Below are 19,335 nucleotides of genomic sequence, written 5' to 3'. Positions count from 1 at the left end.
ACATCTGAACCTGCCTGTGCTGCTGAGGGAAGGTCTGCCGAATAAACTACTACACGGTGATTAGCGCTATCATTTGCTTTAATCGGTTCTGTATATTTAGCGTTTGTAAGCTCTGTCCAGTTTTTTTCGTCTGTTGACCAATAAAGCTTAACCTTATTATAGCTGTTGACTCCGTAGGTATGATGATATTGGAAGGAAACCTCTCTGCTGTAAGTCCTGCTTCCATACGGTAATATACACCTGTATTGCTTGTAGCGTAATCTGCCGCCTGAGAATCAAAGCCGTAACCATAAGTAGGTACTGCTCCGAAATGAGATATACCCGAAATTCTCAACCAAGCGTGAGCATAGCTGTCATTAGCTATATCTATAACACTATAGTTACCGTGGGGTGTTGCATAGGCATTTTCCTGATTTGCGTCAAGATAAGAAACTGTGCCGTCTGTCATTGTTGCTTTTTTAAAAGTCTTTACAGCGCCAATATGGAAGCCGCCTCTTACGTAAGCTGCCGAATTTGCAGTTAAGCTTTCTGTAGGGAAGCGTACATCTAAGTACACAACATCTGAACCTGCCTGTGCCTTTGTAGGTAAATCTGCCGAATAAACTATTACACGGTGATTTGCGCTATCGTTTGCTTTAATCGGTTCTGTATATTTAGCGTTTGTAAGCTCTGTCCAGGTCTTTTCATCTGTTGACCAGTAAAGCTTAACTTTATTATAGCTGTTGACTCCGTAGGTGTGATGATATTGGAAGGAAACCTCTGCTGTAAGTCCTGCTTCCATACGGTAATATACACCTGTATTGCTTGTAGCGTAATCTGCCGCCTGAGAATCAAAGCCGTAACCATAAGTAGGTACTGCTCCGAAATGAGATATACCCGAAATTCTCAACCAAGCGTGAGCATAGCTGTCATTAGCTATATCTATAACACTATAGTTACCGTGAGGCGTTGCATAAGCGTTTTCTTGATTGCTGTTAAGATAAGCTACTGTTCCGTCTGTCATTGTTGCGGCAGTGCTGTCTGCCTGTACCGAAAGGCTTCCTGACATCATTGTCAAAAGCAAAGTACAAGCGCAAATTAACGCCAATCCCTTCTTAATTTTCATTTGACTTTCTTTCCTTTCTTCTTATTAATATTTAAATTTGGCTTTACAAATTTATGTTTATATGATACAATATTTTAGAAAAACATTGCCATAAAAATAGTATTTTGTACTATTTTACTTTTCTATAAATGAGGTGGTAGCCATATGAACAAGCTATTCTCTATTTATAATCTTTCCGAATTTAAGGATAGCGGGCTGTATAGTATAGGTCATAAAAACCAATTGCGTACAGATAAACGGCTTTTTCGCAGAAAATACGTCAAAAGCTTTACCTTCAGCGCAGTTACAAAGGGTGTGGAATACTATCTCGTTGACGAAAATTATAAAGAAGTCCACGCCGGAGAAATACTTATAATTCCCCCAAATATTGAATATGAAAGCTTCTATCCCTATCAGACACCGTCAGAATGTTATTTTTGGCGCTTAGACGTAACACATAAAGAGCTGTTTGGATTATCCGAAAAAAATACCAAAACGCTTATTGATAATTTATTTAACATAAATGAAAATATAATTCCCTCTTCCTCCACCTGTATCAAGCTTTGTAAAAAACTATTCGATTTAATAAGCTCAAATCCCAATCCGAATGATGCTGTATCCAATTTAAAAATTAACAGCTTACTTATTTCAATTCATACTGAAATTCTTTTTCCCGATATGCCGCAGAAATCCATAGATGATTTTGAATTGATAAATAAAATAACCTCCTATCTTAATGAAAATTTAGAAAACGATATCAATCTGCGCTCACTCTCTGATATTTTTGCACTTTCTTACAGCAATCTGAATGAGAAATTCCGAAAATACACAGGCTTTCCCATAGGCGCATATCTCCACGAGCTGCGTATTCACCGTGCCGCACAAATGCTTCTTGAAGGAAAATCCGTTTCAGAGTGTGCCGCAACCTTTGGATATTGCAGCAGTGATTATTTTTCAAGGGTTTTCAAGAAAATTCTTGATATTCCGCCCTCTAAATACGCAAGCTTTATGGCTGACAAATTCCAGCGTGAAGAAAAAATATGGATATATGAATATTGAAAAACATCTGTTCCAAAAACAGATGTTTTTTTTGTTGACTTTTTTTATTTTTCGTGTATAATATGAATAGATATTCATTTGAATACTTGTTCATATAAAGGAGTTTTTGTTTTGCATAATCACGATATTATTCTTGAAAAGGTTAGAAAAGAGATGCCGACAGATGCGCTTTTGTGCGATTTATCTGATTTATTCAAGTCCTTTGCCGATACAACGAGGGTTAAAATTCTCTTTTCTTTATTGGAAAATGAGCTTTGCGTATGTGCCATTTCCGAGCTTCTCAGCATGGAGCAATCGGCTATTTCTCATCAGCTCAAAAAGCTTAAAAGGGCAAATCTTGTAGGTTGCCGCAGACAAGGAAAAACAATAATATATTTTCTTGCAGATGACCACGTAAAAACTATTCTTTCCGTCGGTTTTGAGCATTTGCTTGAAAAGGGAGAAAATCTATGAAAAAATCCACCAAAAATATGCTGTTTGCTTTTCTTTTGAACTTTTCTTTTTCTCTTATTGAATTAATAGGCGGAATTTTAACAAACAGTATTTCAATTATTTCCGATTCCGTTCACGATTTCGGGGACAGTCTTTCTATCGGCACCTCTTTGTTTCTCGAAAAGAAATCAGAAAAAAAGCCTGACGAAAAATACACCTACGGATATTTGCGTTATTCTTTGGTCGGTGCTCTTCTAAACTCTGTTATTTTAATAGTGGGAGCTGTATTTGTTGTATACAACAGCATAAACCGTATTATAAGCCCTTGTCCCGTAAGCTATGACGGAATGCTTGTTTTAGCTGTTTTAGGCGTTATAATAAATGGCTTTGCCGCACTTAAAACCTCTCACAGCCACTCTATAAACGAAAAAACGCTCAGCCTTCATATGCTTGAAGATGTTTTAGGCTGGCTTGCCGTTTTAGTGGGCAGTGTTGTTATAAAATTTACAAAATGGTACTTTATTGACCCTGTTTTATCTCTTTGTATAACTGTTTTCATTTTGATAAATGCTTTTAAAAGCTTAAAAACGGTTTTCAATGTTTTGCTGGAAAAAGCGCCCGAAAATATTGATATATCGGAAATTAAAAGCAATTTATTAAAAATTAAAGGTGTTGCCGATATTCATCATATACACCTTTGGACACTTGACGGAAACAATAATTATATGACCCTGCACGCAGTAATTGATAAAGAAACAACAGCCGACGAATATGAACAGATTAAGAAAAATATCCGTTGCTTACTTGAACAGCATAGCATTGTCCATTCAACCCTTGAGCTTGAATATGTGAAATGCGACTCTTCTCACTGTCATATAGAAAAAAGCCATTCTCATCACGGACATCATCACCATTAAAAAACTGCTCAGACTGAAAATGAAGTCTGAGCAGTTTTAAAAAATAAAGATAATACATTCTTACCCACAGAAAAATGACAGAGAATTTTGGTTTTCTGTTTTGTTTTATTGGCGATATGCTTGCTTTCGCAACCGCGATATATTTTCGCTTACGCTCAAATGCGATATAATCGCCTTTTCAGGTCGATTGCGATATGATATAAATCCTATTCGCGCCCGTAAGGGCATATCGCATTGGAGATATATCGCACGCGTCAGCGTATATCGCAAATCCCGCAAAGGATTTATATCGCTGCTTTGTGTCCTTAATGACACAAAGTTACATATCAAACATAGGAGTTGAAAGATATCTTTCCCCTGTATCAGGGAACAAAACAACGATATTTTTGTCTTTATTTTCCTCTCTCTTTGCAAGCTCTTTTGCCGCAAAAACAGCTGCACCCGAAGAAATTCCCACCAGAATACCCTCGCTTTTTGCTATTTCATTTCCGCTTGCAAGAGCATCCTCGTCGTCAACTGTTATAATTTCATCATAAATTGATGTATTGAGAGTTTTAGGGATAAAGCCTGCCCCTATTCCCTGAATTTTATGAGGACCTGCCTTTTTACCCGACAAAACAGCAGAGGCTGACGGCTCAACTGCCACTATTTTTATATTGGGATTTTGAGATTTTAAAAATTCTCCTGTACCGCTTAAGGTTCCCCCTGTGCCTACGCAAGCCACAAAGATATCCACCTTTCCGTCGGTATCCTCCCATATTTCCCTACCTGTTGTCCTTTTATGCGCTTCGGGATTTGAGGGGTTTTCAAACTGACCGGGGATAAAGCTGTTATCGTATTTTTCTTTCAGTTCCTCTGCCTTTTGTATAGCCCCTGCCATTCCTTTTTCACCCTCGGTGAGAACAATCTCTGCCCCGTAAGCCTTGAGAAGATTTCTGCGCTCAACACTCATAGTTTCAGGCATAGTCAAAATTATTTTATATCCTCTTGCGCTTGCAAGACTTGCAAGGCCTATCCCTGTGTTTCCGCTGGTAGGCTCTATAATAACTGTATCTTTATTTATAATTCCTCTTTGCTCCGCATCGTCAAGCATAGCCTTTGCCACTCTGTCCTTGACGCTTCCCGCAGGGTTAAACATTTCCAGTTTAGCATAAATTTTAGCCTTTAAGCTATGCTTTTTTTCATAGGCGCACAGCTCCATAAGCGGTGTTCTTCCGATAAGCTCTGATACTGATTTATATATATTCATTGTAAACTCGTCCTTTCTCTTTTATTTTATTTTATAAAGTTGCCCTTGTCAATAGCCACTCCGCAAAAAACAGCGAGTATAATACAACAATTATTATACTCGCTGTTTTTGATTTTATACTATTTTTAAAGTGCCGAAAAATTCCGGCAAATGAAAATCGGGGGTAGGACTTTCAATTTTGTTCCACATAGCGTAATGGGGGAACTGTGTCTTTTCTCCGCATTTATAAAAATTCGCCTTTATTTCGGTAGGTGTTTTTGAAGCTTCTACTCCTAAAACAGAGTTTATAAGCTCAAAGCTTACAGTAAATTCCGCTGTCCAACGGTCCTGTAAAACCTCTGTTTTGATATTTATTTCGGGCTTGATTTTTTCAACTATGCTCGTTATTTTTCTATCTCCTGCTGAAATTCCTATAAACATATTGCCCTTACAGTTACATTCAAAATTAAAGTATCTGTTATCTTCCTTATAAGGCTTGAAAAAGACCTCCATACAGCTGTCGCACCATATATCTCCGCCGTCAAGAGTGTCCTGCGCTTCGGGCTTTTCAAAGCTTTCAAGACGAAAGGCAAGCGCTTTTTTATTGTAGCATATATACACGTAGCTTTTAGGCATATAATCGTTTCTTTGCCACAAAAAGATGTTTATCGGAAGCTTTACATAGCTTTTAAAATCCAAGCTTTCGCAGTATGGAATTGTTGCTGTTTTCATATTTTCACGTCCTTTAGTTAAGACTTGCCGCCGCAAAGCTTAAGCCTTCCTTTATAACTGTTTCTTCAGGTAAATGCAAGACTATATTACAGCATTCGGGATATTCCTCACAAAGAACCTTTTTTGCTGACTCAATTATAATTTCTCCGCTTTTTGATGCCATAATTTCGCCCAAAAGCATAATATGAGAGATTTCATAAATCTGAGCATAAAGAGGAATTATATGACCTAAATATATGCCTATATCGGAGAAAACCTTAATTGCTTTTTGGTCGTTTTCCTGCAGAGCTTTTTGAAGCTGTTCACGTTTTTGAGTATCGTTCAAAGACTTTTCAAATGAAAAGCCTGCTTTATAAGCAAGTCTTGCAACGGCACTGTCTGAAAGATACTGACCTCCGCAGCCGTAATCTCCCGACCAGCTGTCAAAAACAGCGCTGTCAGAGCAAGCAACGGGAGCAAAAGCAAGCTCGTTGAGCCAGCCTGTTATATTGCGATTTTTATCCACATAGCCGCTGCCCTCGGAAGCACCCAAAATAATGCCCAAAACATTGCCGCTGTCTATAATTTGTGCCCCTGCAAGAGCAGTAACGTCACCGTCATTTTCAACTCTTAGCCTTGTTTCCAAATCAGATGCAATATCTATATAAATATTCTTGATTTTTTTCTCGAAATCCCTGTCTGATACAAGAGAATAAAGAGATGAAATCATTGTTTTATTATCTATATGAATACCTGCACTGCTTACACCTATGCAATCAACCTTTTCAAGCTTTGAAGCTGCCTTTTGTATCATATCCGCTATAAATTTGCAGTGATATTCTGGCTTTGAATTAGCCTGAGGCTCCCATTTTTCCTTACTTGAAAAAACAAGCCCGCCGTTGCAAAGGGCAACTGCTGAAATAAATTCCTGATTTATTTCCATTCCTATACGGTTTCCGTTTTTATCAATATTTACGGCTGAAGAGCTTTCATTTTCTGAGGGAGCGCTGTTTGCGGGAATATATACAATTTCAAAATAATTATCGTATACTCTTTCCATAAGCTCATTGTCAAAGGCTCTTTTTCCTGTTTTTGAAAAAATACGCTTTACATAGGATGTAACTCTGTTATCTCCGCAGATTACAACCTTATATCCGCCCTTTGTGTACAAAAGAAGCTTTACAAGACGCTGTATATAATAGCTGTCAAGCTCCTCTTTATCTGCAGTGCCGTAAATAAAGGTGTTATATACGCTCACATACCCTTGGTTTCTGTAAAGAGCAATAACTACAGGCTTTTTTGCGCCTTTAAGATATTCATCAAAAAACTTTTTAAGAGGATAAAAATCCTCATCAAATACGGGTTTATTTTTGATATTTGCCTTTATTCCCATATATTCCATTTAAGATTCGTCCTTTTCTATTTTGTTATGGTAACCTTTTTCAACAACCTGGGAGAATCGGGATTCATTCCCTTTGATACGCATAAATACTGTGCAAAAAGCTGTGCTGTAGTTGCAAGTAAAAACGGCTTTGTAAACTCGGATTTGGTTGAGGGAAGTATTATTGAAAAATCGTTTTCCTTTGCAAGCTCCTCGCTGTCGGTTACAACAAGAGGAGATATTCCTATTTCCTTAACCTTTTTAATCATAGCCTGTGCATCGTCAAAGGTGTGTCCCTTAACAGCAAAAATAATTGCAGGAACATCGGGGTCAAGCTGTGCCATAGGGCCGTGATAAAAATCAGAAATAGCATAGCCCTTCATTTTGATATAACAGGTTTCCTGAATTTTCAAAGCGGCTTCCAATGCAACAGGATAGCATATTCCTCTTGCTAAAACAAAGCCCTCCTTCATATAACGGTAACGGGAAACCTGATTTTTAATACTGTCAGCATTGTCAAGAAGCTTTGATACAGCCTTTGGAAGCTCTCTTAACTCCTCTAAAAATCCGCTGTCATTTTTCATATAGGCATATAAAAGAGCCAAAAGATACATCTGAGCAGTAAAGGTCTTTGTAGCGGCAACGGAAATTTCCTCTCCCGCATTACAGAAAAGATGATATTTTGCCATCTTTGCCATAGGTGAATTTTCATCATTTGTAACTGCAACGGTAACTGCATTTTTCTTGTTTGCCTGTTCAAGCACTGCAAGGGCATCTGCCGCCTTTCCCGATTGTGAAACACCGAAAACAAGCATATTTTCAAAATCAAATTCACAGTCGTATGCAGTTATACAGGAAGGCATTGAAAGAGATGAAACAAGACCTGCTTTAACTCCGAAAAGGTACTGTCCGTATATGCTTGCGTGGTCTGAGGTTCCTCTTCCGGAAAACACTGCTGTCTTAATTTTTTTATCGTTTATTTCTTTGGCAAGAGCCATAAGAGTAGCTTTGTTTTTTTCTTCAATTTTTGCAAGAACCTCAGGTTGCTGTAAAATTTCTTCTAACATTTTAGTCATTTTATTTACTCCTTTTATTTGTATATTTTTCTACGATTTTATTCATCTGCTCCATTTTCTCTTCCATATCCTTAACAAGCTTGATATGGGTACGGCAACGGTCAAGATTATGACCCTCACGGTGCGTTTTGAAATATACGTCGCCGTCAAGATAATCTGTAAGAAAGCGCATACCGCATTCAAGGGTTAAAATCTTAGAAGATAGGGCAAGATTTTCTATTTCTTTTTGTGTCATAGCCTCTCCCGCCTGGGAAAGATAGCCTCTTGTATATGCCTCGAATTTGTCCAAATCAAGATATACCAAATCGAGATTTCTTTCGTCCTCCTCAGCAGAGGAAGCGCCGAAACGGATACTGTCCCCAAAATCATACAGTGAAAGTCCGGGCATAACTGTATCAAGGTCAATTACGCAGATTGCTTTTTTTGTTTTGTTATCTATCAAAACGTTATTCAGCTTTGTATCGTTGTGAGTAACTCGCAAAGGCAGTTCGTTTTTCTCAAGCAAATTTACAAGAACAGCCATATCATTCTTTCTGTCTTTAAAAAACTCAATTTCCTCTTTTACGCTGTCAGCACGTCCTGCCGCATTTCTCTCTATAGCCTTTTCAAAGGCTTCAAATCTTTTTACGGTGTTGTGAAAATCGGGAATACTTTCCACCAAAAGACTTGCATCAAAATCAGAAAGCAAGCTTTGAAAACGTCCGAAGCCCTTTGCCGACTCCTCGAAAATTTCAGGCGTTGCAGTCTGATATGTACACGCATCATCTACAAACTCATAAATTCTCCAGAAATCTCCCGTTTTATCGGCATAGTAATCATTTCCCGACTTTGTGCTTATCAAAGAAAGGGTTTCTCTTTTGGGGTCTCCGCCGTTTTTAATTATTTTTTCTCTCAAGTGGTTTGTAACCTTGGCAATATTTTCAATAACATCTATGGGATTTTTAAAAACAAGATGATTTATTCTCTGTACCGTATATCTTACTTTTTTATCTCCGCAGGAAAAATATGCCGCATATGTGTCGTTAATGTGTCCGCAGCCGTAAGCCTCCGCAAAAATCAGCTCACCCTCCACGTTGAAATTTTCTGTTATTTCTAAAATTTTAAAGAAAAGATTATTATCCATACCTCTTTCCCTCTTTTCATTGTATTTTTAACTTTATTTTACAGTTAGTGACTCTTAATGTATTTGCACATTCGGTCAGCTTATTTTCATTTTTGGTCTTTTGCTTTGTTTTTGATATTACTTTTTTATCATAAAATGTAAATATTTTTAATAAATCAATAATTTTTCAAAAAAAAACTTGCAAAGTCGTAAAATTTTGTGTAGAATATAGTTTGAAAGAATTTTGTTTATTATATATATTTATATACTTTTTGGGAGGAAATAAAATGTCAAACCGTTTATTTCAGTCTATAATCCATCAGATGAAGGATACAATCGAAAGAAAAATAGGTGTTCTTGATGATACAGGTGTTATTATCGCTTGTTCTGAGCTTACCCTTATAGGTGAGCAAAGAGAAAATGTTATTACCGAATTATCCTATTCAACAGAGGTTCCCGTAATAGCAGGCTATACTTACAAGGTAATAGGTCTTGCCGCAAAGCCCGATTACGCTGTTTTTGTTGAGGGTACAGATGAATTTGCTTCTAAAATTGCTTCTGTGCTTGCAATTTCCTTGGGCAGCGTAAAGGAATACAGCGACGAAAAATACGATAAAGCTAACTTTGTTAAAAATATCATTCTTGACAACATATTGCCCGGAGATATTTACTTAAAAGCACGTGAGCTTCATTTCCCTGTTGATGTATGCAGAGTTGTTTTGCTTATCAGAATGCTTGATAAGACAGATATCTCTTCCTTCGATATTATCCAAAGCCTCTTCCCCGAGAAGAACAAGGATTATATCATCAACATAAGCGAAACAGATATTGTGCTTGTTAAAGAGGTACGTCCTTCCATAGATTCTAAGGACCTTGAAAAGCTCGGACGCTCCATCGTTGATACTCTCAACGGAGAATTCTATACAAAATCCTGCGTAGGTATAGGCACTGTTGTTGACAGCCTTAAGGATGTTGCCCGTTCCTTCAAGGAGGCTCAGGTTGCTCTTGAGGTAGGCAAGGTATTTGATACTGAGAAAAGCATCGTAAGCTATGACAATCTGGGAATAGGCCGTCTTATTTATCAGCTTCCCACAACTCTTTGCGAAATGTTCTTAAATGAAGTTTTCAAAAAAGGTCTTATTGAATCTCTTGACCACGAAACTCTCTATACAATTCAGAAGTTCTTTGAAAACAACCTGAACGTTTCCGAAACATCAAGAAAGCTTTTCGTTCACAGAAACACTCTTGTTTACAGACTTGAAAAAATAAGAAGAATTACAGGTCTTGATTTAAGACAGTTTGACCACGCTATTATATTTAAGGTAGCACTTATGGTAAAACGTTATCTTGTTTCCAATCCCACCAAATATTGATAAGTGCAATTCTTCTTTAAATATGTTAGAATAGTTACATATATGGAATAAGGTATTGTGCCTTTCCGGTATGATACCGGAAAGGCACGAAATTTTTTACAGCAAATTTTTACTTATATTCCAAAATATTACAGAGAAAGGAAACGGTACATAAAAAGCTTTTTGTACCCTAATGAAAATGATAGAGTTAAAAGATGTAACTAAGGTTTATGACGACGGAACTCATGCTCTTGAAAACGTAAATTTGAAGATAGATGACGGCGAGTTTGTCTTTATTGTAGGTGCTTCGGGCGCAGGAAAAAGTACCCTTATAAAGCTACTGCTTCGTGAAGAAACCGTTACAAGCGGTAAAATTATAATTAACGGTACGGATATTGCTTCTCTTACAAGAAAAGAGCTTCCCGAATTCAGACGTAAATTAGGCGTCGTTTTTCAGGATTTCCGTCTTATCCCTTCAAAAAACGTATATGAAAATATCGCCTTTGCCATGCGTGTTTTAGGTAAGCCCGTAAAAGAAATAAAAAGGCGTGTTCCCACAATGCTTGACCTTGTTGACCTTTCCGACAAGGCAAAGAGCATGCCCGTTCACCTTTCGGGCGGTGAAAAGCAAAGAACTGCATTGGCAAGAGCTTTGATAAACAGTCCTAAAATTATTATTGCAGACGAGCCTACAGGAAACGTTGACCCTGAAATGTCTAAGGACATTATGGGACTTTTGCTTGGAATTTCTCAGACTGCAGGAATAACCGTAGTTGTGGTAACTCACGAAAAAAGCCTTGTTGATACCTATAACAAGCGTGTTATCACCATTTCTGACGGCAAGGTTGTAAGCGACAGAGAAGGAGGTTATGCGCTGTGAGAATAAGCTCCAACGGATTTTTTTATGCATTTAAGGATGCATTGCACAACTTAAAGGTAAACAGCCTTATGTCCCTTGCATCAATAATTGTACTTATTGCCTGCATAGTTATAACAGGAACATCAATTTTACTTATGTTCAATATCAATATTTTCATTACCACCTTGGAAAATCAGAACGAGATAGTTCTCTTTATTGATGAAAATGCAACAGATGACGAAATTTCAGAGCTTCAATCAGAAATTTATTTAATTGAAAATGTTGAATTTGTTACCTTTGTTTCAAAAGAACAGGCTTTGGAGGAATATAAGCAGGAGTATACAGACCAGGCAGAAGCCTTGGACGCTCTTGACGAAAACCCCTTGCGCCATTCCTTCCACGTAAAAATCAAGGACCTTAAACTATACGATGAAAATGCCGAAGAATTAAAAGCTTTAAATAACGTTGCAAAGGTTCGTGAGAAAAAAGATACCGTACAGAAAATTGTAAATCTCAGACACGTTTTAACTGTTCTTGCCTTCTGGATAATAGGAATTTTACTGTTTATGTCTGTATTTATTATTTCTAACACAGTGCGTATCGCTATGTTTACAAGAAAATTAGAAATCAACATAATGAAATATGTCGGCGCAACCGACAGCTTTATAAGACGTCCCTTCTTGTTTGAAGGTATGGTTTTAGGCGCAATTTCAGGTATACTCTCCTTGGCTATACAATGGTATGTTTACAGCCATATTATAGTACCTCTTTTAAATGACCTTGCGCTGTTCCAGCCAATGCTGTTCGGCTCTGTATGGAATATTATAGTTCCCACCTTTATTTTGGGCGGTATGATTATAGGTACTATAGGAAGTATTTTACCTATGAGAAAATATCTCAAAGTTTAATTTGACTTACTATGTAGGTCGGAAAGGCTAAAATAACATTTATGAAAAAGAACATAACAAAGAAGATAATTATATTTTTATTATTGATAGCTATGTCCTTTGCCTTTATCCCTTCTCCACCTGTAGAAACTGTTTTTGCAGCGGACAACCAGGCGGAAATTGATGCGATAAACAAGCAGCTTGACGAGTTGAAAAAGCAGCAGGAGAAAAACAAGGCTGAATATAACAGTGTTGTGGCAGATAAAAAAGCCGCTGACAAAAAACTTAGCTCAATAAATCAAGTTATAAGCAACACAAACAATGAAATAAACGAGCTTAATTCCAAATTAACCGCTCTTGACTCTAAGATAGATACCCTCGAAGCTCAGATTAAAGAAAACCAAAAATATATTGACCAAAAGCAAGAGGAATTTAAAGAGCGTGTAAGGAATGACTATGAGGCGGGAAGCACTTCATTTCTTGATGTTTTATTCGGTTCAAAAAGTCTTTCTGACTTCTTTACCAGAATGGACATTTTAAACCAGATAAATGAATACAATCAAAAAATAGTTGACGACTTTACTGCAAAATCACAGCAGCTGAAAGCAGACATAGAAGCAATCGAAGAAACAAAGGCAGATACACAGGCTTCTAAGGACCGTCTTACCGAAGCAAAAAAAGAAATTTCACAGCAGCAAAAGGAACAGAGCAAAATCGTTTCCGAGCTTAAGAATGATGCTGCTGCTTTACAAAGGATGTTAGACTCAGAGCAAGAGGAGTCTGAAAGACTTCAAAAAGAGCTTAACCGTCTTATCAACCCCGACTCTGATTACAGCGGCGGCGCTATGACTTGGCCTATTCCGGGCTATACGAGAATAACATCTCCCTTCGGTCCGAGAAAAAATTATACAGGTAAAAGCGGTATGCACTACGGCGTTGATATTTCAACAGGCGGTGCCAGTGGAAGAAGAGTAGTTGCCGCAAATGACGGTACTGTTGTTTCAGCCTTCTATGATTATTACGGCGGAAATACCCTTATGATTGACCACGGCGGTAACATCGCTACAAAATATTTACATCTTTCTTCCTTTAAAGTAAAGGTTGGCGACAAGGTTAAAAAAGGACAGCTTATTGCTTTATCCGGAAATACAGGCGCCTGGACTACAGGACCTCACCTTCACTTTGAGGTAGTTGTCAACGGCACCCGTGTAAATCCCTTAAATTATGTCAGTCCTTAAGAAAGGATATTTATATGAAAAAATATTCAGAAAAGAAAATAGGTCTTACAACCTTTTTATTTATTCTTATATGCGCTGTTTTGATTACTGCTTTGGCGACCTTTTTTACCCTTAATCAAAAGCTTACATCAAGCGCCAAAACAGTTTCCCAAAAGGAAGCTCTTGTTGCAAAGCTTATAAAGGCGGACGAATTGCTAACTAAGAGATATCTTTATAATCTTCCCTCAAACACAGAGTTTGTTGACGGCATTTTAAAAGGATATATGGACTCTCTCAATGACAGATACGCCATTTATCTTGACAAAGCCTCATACAGAGCCTACTCTGCTGTTCAAAACGGATATGTAAGTATGCTTGGCATTGTATCCTCCTTTGACGGAAGCATTAACGGTATTCACGTTGATTACGTGGTTAAGGACTCCCCTGCAGATAAGGCGGGAATTGTAAAAGGTGATATTATAACCAATGTTGGCGGCATCAAGGTTACCAAATACAATTATTTTATAGCCTTAAACAGCCTTATGGGAAAAGAGGACAGTATGGCAGATTTGCAGCTTTCCCACAACGGCGAAGCCCTTGACATCAGCGTAAAGCTTTCCTATACTAAGCCGCCTTCGGTTTTTTCACACTTTTTCGAAAATGACGGTCTGGGACTTATAAATATTCCTTACTTTACCGAAAAAACAGCCGACGAATTTAAAGAAGCAATCAACGGTTTTGAAACTGCAATTTCGGGACTTATTATTGATTTGCGCGGAAATCCGGGCGGAAATCTTGAGCAGGCAACAAAGGTGCTTGACTTACTTTTGCCCGATACTACTCTTTATACTGCCGTTTATTCAGAAAATATTTCAAGTACTTCCTCACAGCCTCAGACAGCTGTATCTGACAGCGAATTTTTCAATACTGCAATTATTGTTCTTGCCGACCATAACACAAGAGGTGTTGCAGAGATTTTTGCGGCTGTGCTTCAAAGTAATGACTGTCCCGTTGTAGGTGTTGAAACCTACGGTAAGGTTGCTTTTCAGGAAGCTGTCAACTTAGGTGATGAAACGGGAATATACTTTACCTCAAAAAGATTTCTCGATTCAAAAAACAACGAAATAAGCCACGCCGTAGTGCCTGAAAAAACCTTTGAATTAGCTCCCGAAAAGCAAGCTCTTCTTCCCTCTCTTGAGTATTCAGAGGACGACCAGATAACTTCAACCATTGAATATTTCAAAGCTCTGCTACAGCTTGGACCCGAAGAAGCAGAGAAAGAAGAAATCGTAAGCTCAGAGGCTGACTCTTAAAATTAAATTGCGAGGTGTTAAGCCTACACTATGTCTTTTTATCCCGATATTATATTAAGCTCTCTCGAAGAGATAAATTGCAGCTTTCTTAAAGAAAATAATATTCAAGGCTTAATAATAGACCTTGACGATACTCTTGTAATGCACGGAAAATCCGAAATTCCAAAGGCTTCTCAAAAGCTTTTGGAAATGCTCAAAAGCAACGGATTTTCCGTTGTTGTAATGTCCAATAATACAAAAAAACGTGCCGAGCCTCTTTGCAAAAGGCTTGACGTTGACTTTGTTTATTCCTCAAGGAAGCCTTTTTTAAGGGGCTACAGGCTTGCGCTTAAAAAGCTTAATCTGCCTGCAAAAAATATCTGTGCCATAGGCGACCAGCTTTTGTCGGATATAGTGGGCGCAAACAGAATGGGCTTTTTGAGTGTATATATTCCCCCATTGACTAAAAAGGGCGGTTTTACCGTAAGAGTCAAAAGAATTATCGAAAGACCCTTTGTAAAGATTATCAGAAAAATTAAAAAATAAAGGACTGTTTGAAATTTATAATTTAACGGATATAAACGATATTAAATATATTTTAAAAAAGCACGGCTTTCACTTTTCAAAATCCTTGGGACAAAATTTTCTTACCGATGAAAACGTTCCTAAAGAGATTGCAAGGCTTTGCACCTCAGACAAGGACTGCGGAATAATTGAAATCGGTGCGGGAATGGGCACTCTTACAAAGGAGCTTTCAAAGGTATGCAAAAAGGTTGTAAGCCTTGAAATTGATACTGCTCTTATCCCCGTTTTAAAGGAAACCCTTGCAGACTGTGAAAATGTTACCGTAATAAATGCAGATGTTTTGAAAACAGATATTAATAAGCTTATTGAGGAATATTTTCCAAATACAAACGTGTATATTGCGGCAAATCTTCCTTATTATATTACTACACCCGTTATAATGCATATTCTTGAAAGCGACGCTCCCATTAAAGCTATGACTGTTATGGTGCAACGAGAGGTTGCCAAAAGACTTTGCGCCGACGAAAAAAGCTCAGATTACGGAGCTATCTCTTTAGCCGTTGCGTACAGGACAGAGCCGAAGCTTCTTTTTGACGTTCCGCCTCAAAGCTTTATTCCCGAGCCCTCGGTATATTCTTCGGTAGTAAAGCTTAATTTAAGAGAAAAGCCTCCCGTAAATCCGCAAAGCCCCGAGAACTTTTTCAAGCTTATAAAAGCAGCCTTTGCCCTGAGAAGAAAAACCTTTGTAAACTCTGTCTGTGCCACCTTGCCTGAGCTTTCAAAAGAAAATGTCATTAAAAGTCTTAAAACTTGCAATTTACCCGAAAATATTCGCGGAGAATCCATAAGTATCGAAAATTTTGCAAGTTTGAGCGATTTATTATTCAAAAAATAGTTATAAAATTAACAAATTATTATTGACTTATTATATGTTTTGATGTATAATATATTTGTCGGAAATTTACTTTTATTAACAAATATTTTTAATTATAGGAGAGAAGGAAATGACAACCAATAAAAAAGTACTGTCCTGGATTGACGAAATGGCTGCTATCACCAAGCCCGATAAAATCGTTTGGATAACTGAGGGCGAAGCACAGCTTAATGCTTTGCGTGAAGAAGCTTGCTCAACAGGCGAAATGATAAAGCTTAACGAAGAAAAGCTTCCCGGCTGCTATCTTCACAGAACAGCAGTAAACGACGTTGCACGTGTTGAAGGCCGTACATTTATCTGCACCGAAAAGAGAGAAGATGCAGGCCCTACAAACAACTGGATGGCTCCCAAGGATGCTTACGATATGCTTTATAAGCTTTATGAAGGCTCTATGAAGGGCAGAACAATGTATGTTATCCCTTATTCAATGGGACCTGTAGGCTCTCCTTTCTCTAAAATAGGTATTGAGCTTACCGACTCTATCTACGTTGTTTTGAATATGCACATTATGACAAGAGTTGGTCAGAACGTTCTTGACGCTTTAGGTGACGGAGATTTCATCAAGGGTCTTCACGCTAAGGCTGATATTGACGAGGAGAAGAGATATATCGTTCACTTCCCCGAGGACAATACAATTATGTCCGTTAACTCAGGTTACGGCGGAAACGTTCTTTTAGGTAAAAAATGCTTTGCCTTGCGTATAGCTTCCTACCTTGGAAGAAAAGAAGGCTGGATGGCTGAGCATATGCTTATCCTCGGTATTGAGAATCCTCAGGGCGAGGTTAAGTATGTTGCTGCTGCATTCCCCTCTGCTTGTGGAAAGACAAACCTTGCTATGCTTATTCCCCCTGCTCTTTATAAAGAACAAGGCTATAAAGTATGGACAGTTGGTGACGATATCGCTTGGTTAAGAATCGGTCAGGACGGCAGACTTTGGGCTGTTAACCCCGAATACGGTTTCTTCGGCGTTGCTCCCGGAACCAACGAAAAATCAAACCCCAACGCTCTTGCTTCCACAAGAAAAGATACTATCTTTACAAACGTTGTTCATAATCTTGATGACAATACAATCTGGTGGGAGAAGCTTGACAAGAATCCTCCCAAGAATGCTATCAACTGGAAGGGCGAAAAGTGGGATTGCGCAGACGGCTCCAACGGCGCTCATCCCAACTCCCGTTTTACAGCTCCTGCTATTAACTGTCCCTGCATTTCAGACCAGTTTGAAAATCCTCAGGGCGTGCCGATTTCCGCTATCATCTTCGGCGGCAGACGTGCTAAGACAGCTCCCCTTGTTTACCAGTCATTTGATTGGAATAACGGTACCTTCGTAGGCTCTATTATGGCTTCCGAAACAACCGCTGCTGCTACAGGTGCTGTAGGTGTTGTAAGACGTGATCCTATGGCTATGCTTCCCTTCTGCGGCTACAATATGGGCGATTACTTTGCTCATTGGCTTGAAATGGGTAAGAAAATCCCCAATCCTCCCAAGATTTTCAATGTTAACTGGTTCAGAACAGACGACGAAGGTAACTTCATCTGGCCCGGATTTGGCGACAATATGAGAGTTCTTATGTGGATTCTTGACCGTTGCGAAGGCAAGGCTGACGCTAAGGAAACTCCTATCGGCTACGTTCCCTTTGTTGACGATATCAACATCGAAGGTCTTAAGGATATCACAAAAGAAACCCTTGAAGATTTGCTTACTGTTGATGCTTCTCTTTGGAAGGCTGAGCTTGACGGAATTAAAGAGTTCTATGCAAAAATCGGAGATACTCTTCCCGAAGAGCTTAAAAACCAACTCTCTAACCTTGAAAAACGCTTAGGCTAATATTCAAATTCAAAGCACTCGATTTTTTTCGAGTGCTTTTTTATTAAAATCAAATTTCTTGACAATAAATATTCCCTAAGATATAATAAAAACAGCAATTTCTCATTTTTAAAATAAGGAGAGGTGGCGTATGAACGATTTAAAAGGAATAAAGGTTTTGCTTCTTGAGGGCTTTGCACGTCAGGTTATGCCTATGATGCAGGCTTTGCACGATTTGGAATGTCATATTACAACCTATAACAGCAAAAAGACAGATTTAGGTTACCTTTCAAAATATCCCGACAAAAAAATTATCGGTGTCTGGGACAGAAAAAACGAGCAGGCTTCCTACAATGCCTTACTTGATGTATTAAAGGCTGAAAAATATGATATAGTTATTCCTATGACAGATTTTTCTGCTACCCTTTTGTCAAAAAACAAAGAGGAAATCTCCAAATACGCTTCTCCTGCCGTCAATGACTGGAATGTATTTATAAAAGCGGCAGATAAGCAAAACACTATGATTGCCTGTATGGACAATAATATCCCCTGTCCTTATACCTTAAGAGATGTAAAATCTATTGATGATATTCTCAACTCCGATATTAAGTATCCTTTTATAATAAAGCCACGCATAGGCTACGGCTCAATAGGCTTCCACTGTATAAACAACGAAGAGCAGCTTCGCAAGGTGTTTGACTCTGCTGCAGAAGCTCACGGCGATATGCTTGTGCAGGAATACATACCTCAGACAGATATTCAATATAAATGTGAGGTTTTCATTGATAAAAACGGCGAGGCAAAAAGTGCGGTAGTTTTTGATAAAACAAGATGGTATCCCATTGACGGAGGCTCTACCTGTTGCAGTGCATCAGTTGAGCGTCCCGATATTGTGGAAAGCAGTGTAAAGCTTCTCAAAGCAATCGGATGGCAAGGCTACGGCGATGTTGATTTAATTCAGGACCCTCGTGACAATACCGCAAAGGTAATGGAAATAAATCCGAGAATTACCGCAAGCGTTAAGGTCTGCTTTGCGGCAGGTGTTGACTTTGCCCGTCAGATAGTTGAATACGAAACAGGCAGAGAAGTAACAGCATATCCCACATACGAATACGGCAAATTCCTTCGCTATTTGCATACCGATATTTTATGGTTTTTGGAGTCTCCCAACAGATTTAAGTCAAAGCCCTCTTGGTTTAGCTGGAAAAACACCACCGACCAGATATGGAGTCCAAAAGACCCTCTCCCCTTCTTTGGCTATTCATTACAGGCTGTAACAAAGGTTTCCTCAGAAAAGAAAAAAAGAAAAAGATAAAAGCTAAGAGCTGTAAAAAACTTTCGTTTTTTACAGCTCTCAGACTGTCGAAAAAGGCACAGACCGCAGAAAAAGAAAAACATAAATAATTAAAGCTAATTCTTAAAAATGATATAGGAAAGGAGTTTTTCTCTTTTTCTATATTTTTGTTTTAAGG

General features: G+C 38.3%; 18 protein-coding genes. 12 read left to right on the top strand and 6 right to left on the bottom strand.

The annotated features are described in order from the left end of the window. Positions 1–49: 49 nt before the first annotated feature. Complete coding sequence (locus tag E7480_06770; protein ID MBE6904295.1) at positions 50–1,105, bottom strand: hypothetical protein; 1,056 nt, start codon at positions 1,103–1,105, stop codon at positions 50–52. Between the two features lie 144 nt (positions 1,106–1,249). Between E7480_06770 and E7480_06765 the strand changes: the two genes are divergently transcribed. The 3 genes from E7480_06765 to E7480_06755 all read left to right on the top strand — a co-directional run bounded on the left by E7480_06765 (position 1,250) and on the right by E7480_06755 (position 3,492). Beyond that, positions 1,250–2,143 carry an AraC family transcriptional regulator gene (locus E7480_06765; GenBank protein MBE6904294.1) on the top strand — a complete coding sequence of 298 codons (894 nt, stop codon included), beginning with the start codon at positions 1,250–1,252 and terminating at the stop codon, positions 2,141–2,143. 153 nt (positions 2,144–2,296) lie between these two features. Continuing rightward, entirely contained in the window at positions 2,297–2,596 is a 300-nt protein-coding gene (locus tag E7480_06760) for a helix-turn-helix transcriptional regulator (protein ID MBE6904293.1), read from the top strand. Continuing rightward, a complete protein-coding gene (locus tag E7480_06755; GenBank protein ID MBE6904292.1) occupies positions 2,593–3,492 on the top strand; it encodes a cation transporter in 900 nt (299 codons plus the stop codon). Before E7480_06760 ends, E7480_06755 begins: the two co-directional genes overlap by 4 nt. Positions 3,493–3,811: 319 nt before the next feature. Here E7480_06755 and cysK read toward each other — a convergent pair whose 3' ends face one another. The 5 genes from cysK to E7480_06730 all read right to left on the bottom strand — a co-directional run bounded on the left by cysK (position 3,812) and on the right by E7480_06730 (position 9,011). After that, a complete protein-coding gene (gene cysK / locus E7480_06750; protein MBE6904291.1) occupies positions 3,812–4,741 on the bottom strand; it encodes a cysteine synthase A in 930 nt (309 codons plus the stop codon). A 114-nt stretch (positions 4,742–4,855) separates the two neighbouring features. Beyond that, the gene (locus E7480_06745; GenBank protein MBE6904290.1) at positions 4,856–5,452 is read right to left on the bottom strand and encodes a hypothetical protein; all 597 of its coding nucleotides are present in this window, start codon (positions 5,450–5,452) and stop codon (positions 4,856–4,858) included. 13 nt (positions 5,453–5,465) lie between these two features. After that, positions 5,466–6,833 carry an ROK family protein gene (locus tag E7480_06740; GenBank protein ID MBE6904289.1) on the bottom strand — a complete coding sequence of 456 codons (1,368 nt, stop codon included), beginning with the start codon at positions 6,831–6,833 and terminating at the stop codon, positions 5,466–5,468. A gap of 17 nt (positions 6,834–6,850) precedes the next feature. Beyond that, positions 6,851–7,888: an SIS domain-containing protein gene (locus tag E7480_06735; protein ID MBE6904288.1), complete on the bottom strand. Its 1,038-nt coding sequence runs from the start codon at positions 7,886–7,888 to the stop codon at positions 6,851–6,853. A gap of 1 nt (position 7,889) precedes the next feature. After that, positions 7,890–9,011, bottom strand: coding sequence for an aminoglycoside phosphotransferase family protein (locus E7480_06730; protein MBE6904287.1), 1,122 nt, complete (start codon positions 9,009–9,011; stop codon positions 7,890–7,892). A gap of 266 nt (positions 9,012–9,277) precedes the next feature. Between E7480_06730 and E7480_06725 the strand changes: the two genes are divergently transcribed. The 9 genes from E7480_06725 (at position 9,278) to E7480_06685 (ending at position 19,178) form a co-directional block, all read left to right on the top strand. After that, positions 9,278–10,363, top strand: coding sequence for a PucR family transcriptional regulator (locus E7480_06725; protein MBE6904286.1), 1,086 nt, complete (start codon positions 9,278–9,280; stop codon positions 10,361–10,363). Between the two features lie 178 nt (positions 10,364–10,541). Then, the gene (gene ftsE, locus E7480_06720) at positions 10,542–11,222 is read left to right on the top strand and encodes a cell division ATP-binding protein FtsE (GenBank protein MBE6904285.1); all 681 of its coding nucleotides are present in this window, start codon (positions 10,542–10,544) and stop codon (positions 11,220–11,222) included. After that, complete coding sequence (locus E7480_06715; GenBank protein ID MBE6904284.1) at positions 11,219–12,109, top strand: ABC transporter permease; 891 nt, start codon at positions 11,219–11,221, stop codon at positions 12,107–12,109. The genes ftsE and E7480_06715 overlap by 4 nt, the downstream gene beginning before the upstream one ends. 41 nt (positions 12,110–12,150) lie before the next feature. Next, positions 12,151–13,326 (top strand): hypothetical protein, encoded by a 1,176-nt coding sequence (locus E7480_06710; protein MBE6904283.1) that lies wholly within the window; start codon positions 12,151–12,153, stop codon positions 13,324–13,326. Between the two features lie 14 nt (positions 13,327–13,340). After that, on the top strand, positions 13,341–14,618 hold the full coding sequence (locus E7480_06705; protein MBE6904282.1) for a PDZ domain-containing protein: 1,278 nt from the start codon (positions 13,341–13,343) through the stop codon (positions 14,616–14,618). Positions 14,619–14,648: 30 nt separating this feature from the next. Beyond that, complete coding sequence (locus tag E7480_06700; protein MBE6904281.1) at positions 14,649–15,143, top strand: YqeG family HAD IIIA-type phosphatase; 495 nt, start codon at positions 14,649–14,651, stop codon at positions 15,141–15,143. 4 nt (positions 15,144–15,147) lie between these two features. Further along, a complete protein-coding gene (gene rsmA, locus E7480_06695) occupies positions 15,148–16,017 on the top strand; it encodes a 16S rRNA (adenine(1518)-N(6)/adenine(1519)-N(6))-dimethyltransferase RsmA (protein ID MBE6904280.1) in 870 nt (289 codons plus the stop codon). A gap of 109 nt (positions 16,018–16,126) precedes the next feature. Next, a complete protein-coding gene (locus E7480_06690; protein MBE6904279.1) occupies positions 16,127–17,884 on the top strand; it encodes a phosphoenolpyruvate carboxykinase (GTP) in 1,758 nt (585 codons plus the stop codon). A gap of 130 nt (positions 17,885–18,014) precedes the next feature. Further along, positions 18,015–19,178, top strand: a complete 1,164-nt coding sequence (locus tag E7480_06685; GenBank protein ID MBE6904278.1) for an ATP-grasp domain-containing protein — start codon at positions 18,015–18,017, stop codon at positions 19,176–19,178. Positions 19,179–19,335: the final 157 nt, after the last annotated feature.

This window comes from Oscillospiraceae bacterium (genome assembly GCA_015067255.1).
Classification (GTDB): domain Bacteria; phylum Bacillota; class Clostridia; order Oscillospirales; family SIG519; genus SIG519.
Note: the sequence above shows the minus strand (reverse complement) of the source record. Positions and strands in the feature narration are given on the sequence as shown.

Excerpts from the sequence above, each read along its gene's own strand:
- E7480_06770 (MBE6904295.1), bottom strand. The coding sequence starts at position 1,105 with ATGAAAATTAAGAAGGGATTGGCGTTAATTTGCGCTTGTACTTTGCTT.
- E7480_06765 (MBE6904294.1), top strand. The coding sequence starts at position 1,250 with ATGAACAAGCTATTCTCTATTTATAATCTTTCCGAATTTAAGGATAGC.
- E7480_06760 (MBE6904293.1), top strand. The coding sequence starts at position 2,297 with ATGCCGACAGATGCGCTTTTGTGCGATTTATCTGATTTATTCAAGTCC.
- E7480_06755 (MBE6904292.1), top strand. The coding sequence starts at position 2,593 with ATGAAAAAATCCACCAAAAATATGCTGTTTGCTTTTCTTTTGAACTTT.
- cysK (MBE6904291.1), bottom strand. The coding sequence starts at position 4,741 with ATGAATATATATAAATCAGTATCAGAGCTTATCGGAAGAACACCGCTT.
- E7480_06745 (MBE6904290.1), bottom strand. The coding sequence starts at position 5,452 with ATGAAAACAGCAACAATTCCATACTGCGAAAGCTTGGATTTTAAAAGC.
- E7480_06740 (MBE6904289.1), bottom strand. The coding sequence starts at position 6,833 with ATGGAATATATGGGAATAAAGGCAAATATCAAAAATAAACCCGTATTT.
- E7480_06735 (MBE6904288.1), bottom strand. The coding sequence starts at position 7,888 with ATGACTAAAATGTTAGAAGAAATTTTACAGCAACCTGAGGTTCTTGCA.
- E7480_06730 (MBE6904287.1), bottom strand. The coding sequence starts at position 9,011 with ATGGATAATAATCTTTTCTTTAAAATTTTAGAAATAACAGAAAATTTC.
- E7480_06725 (MBE6904286.1), top strand. The coding sequence starts at position 9,278 with ATGTCAAACCGTTTATTTCAGTCTATAATCCATCAGATGAAGGATACA.
- ftsE (MBE6904285.1), top strand. The coding sequence starts at position 10,542 with ATGATAGAGTTAAAAGATGTAACTAAGGTTTATGACGACGGAACTCAT.
- E7480_06710 (MBE6904283.1), top strand. The coding sequence starts at position 12,151 with ATGAAAAAGAACATAACAAAGAAGATAATTATATTTTTATTATTGATA.
- E7480_06705 (MBE6904282.1), top strand. The coding sequence starts at position 13,341 with ATGAAAAAATATTCAGAAAAGAAAATAGGTCTTACAACCTTTTTATTT.
- E7480_06700 (MBE6904281.1), top strand. The coding sequence starts at position 14,649 with ATGTCTTTTTATCCCGATATTATATTAAGCTCTCTCGAAGAGATAAAT.
- E7480_06690 (MBE6904279.1), top strand. The coding sequence starts at position 16,127 with ATGACAACCAATAAAAAAGTACTGTCCTGGATTGACGAAATGGCTGCT.
- E7480_06685 (MBE6904278.1), top strand. The coding sequence starts at position 18,015 with ATGAACGATTTAAAAGGAATAAAGGTTTTGCTTCTTGAGGGCTTTGCA.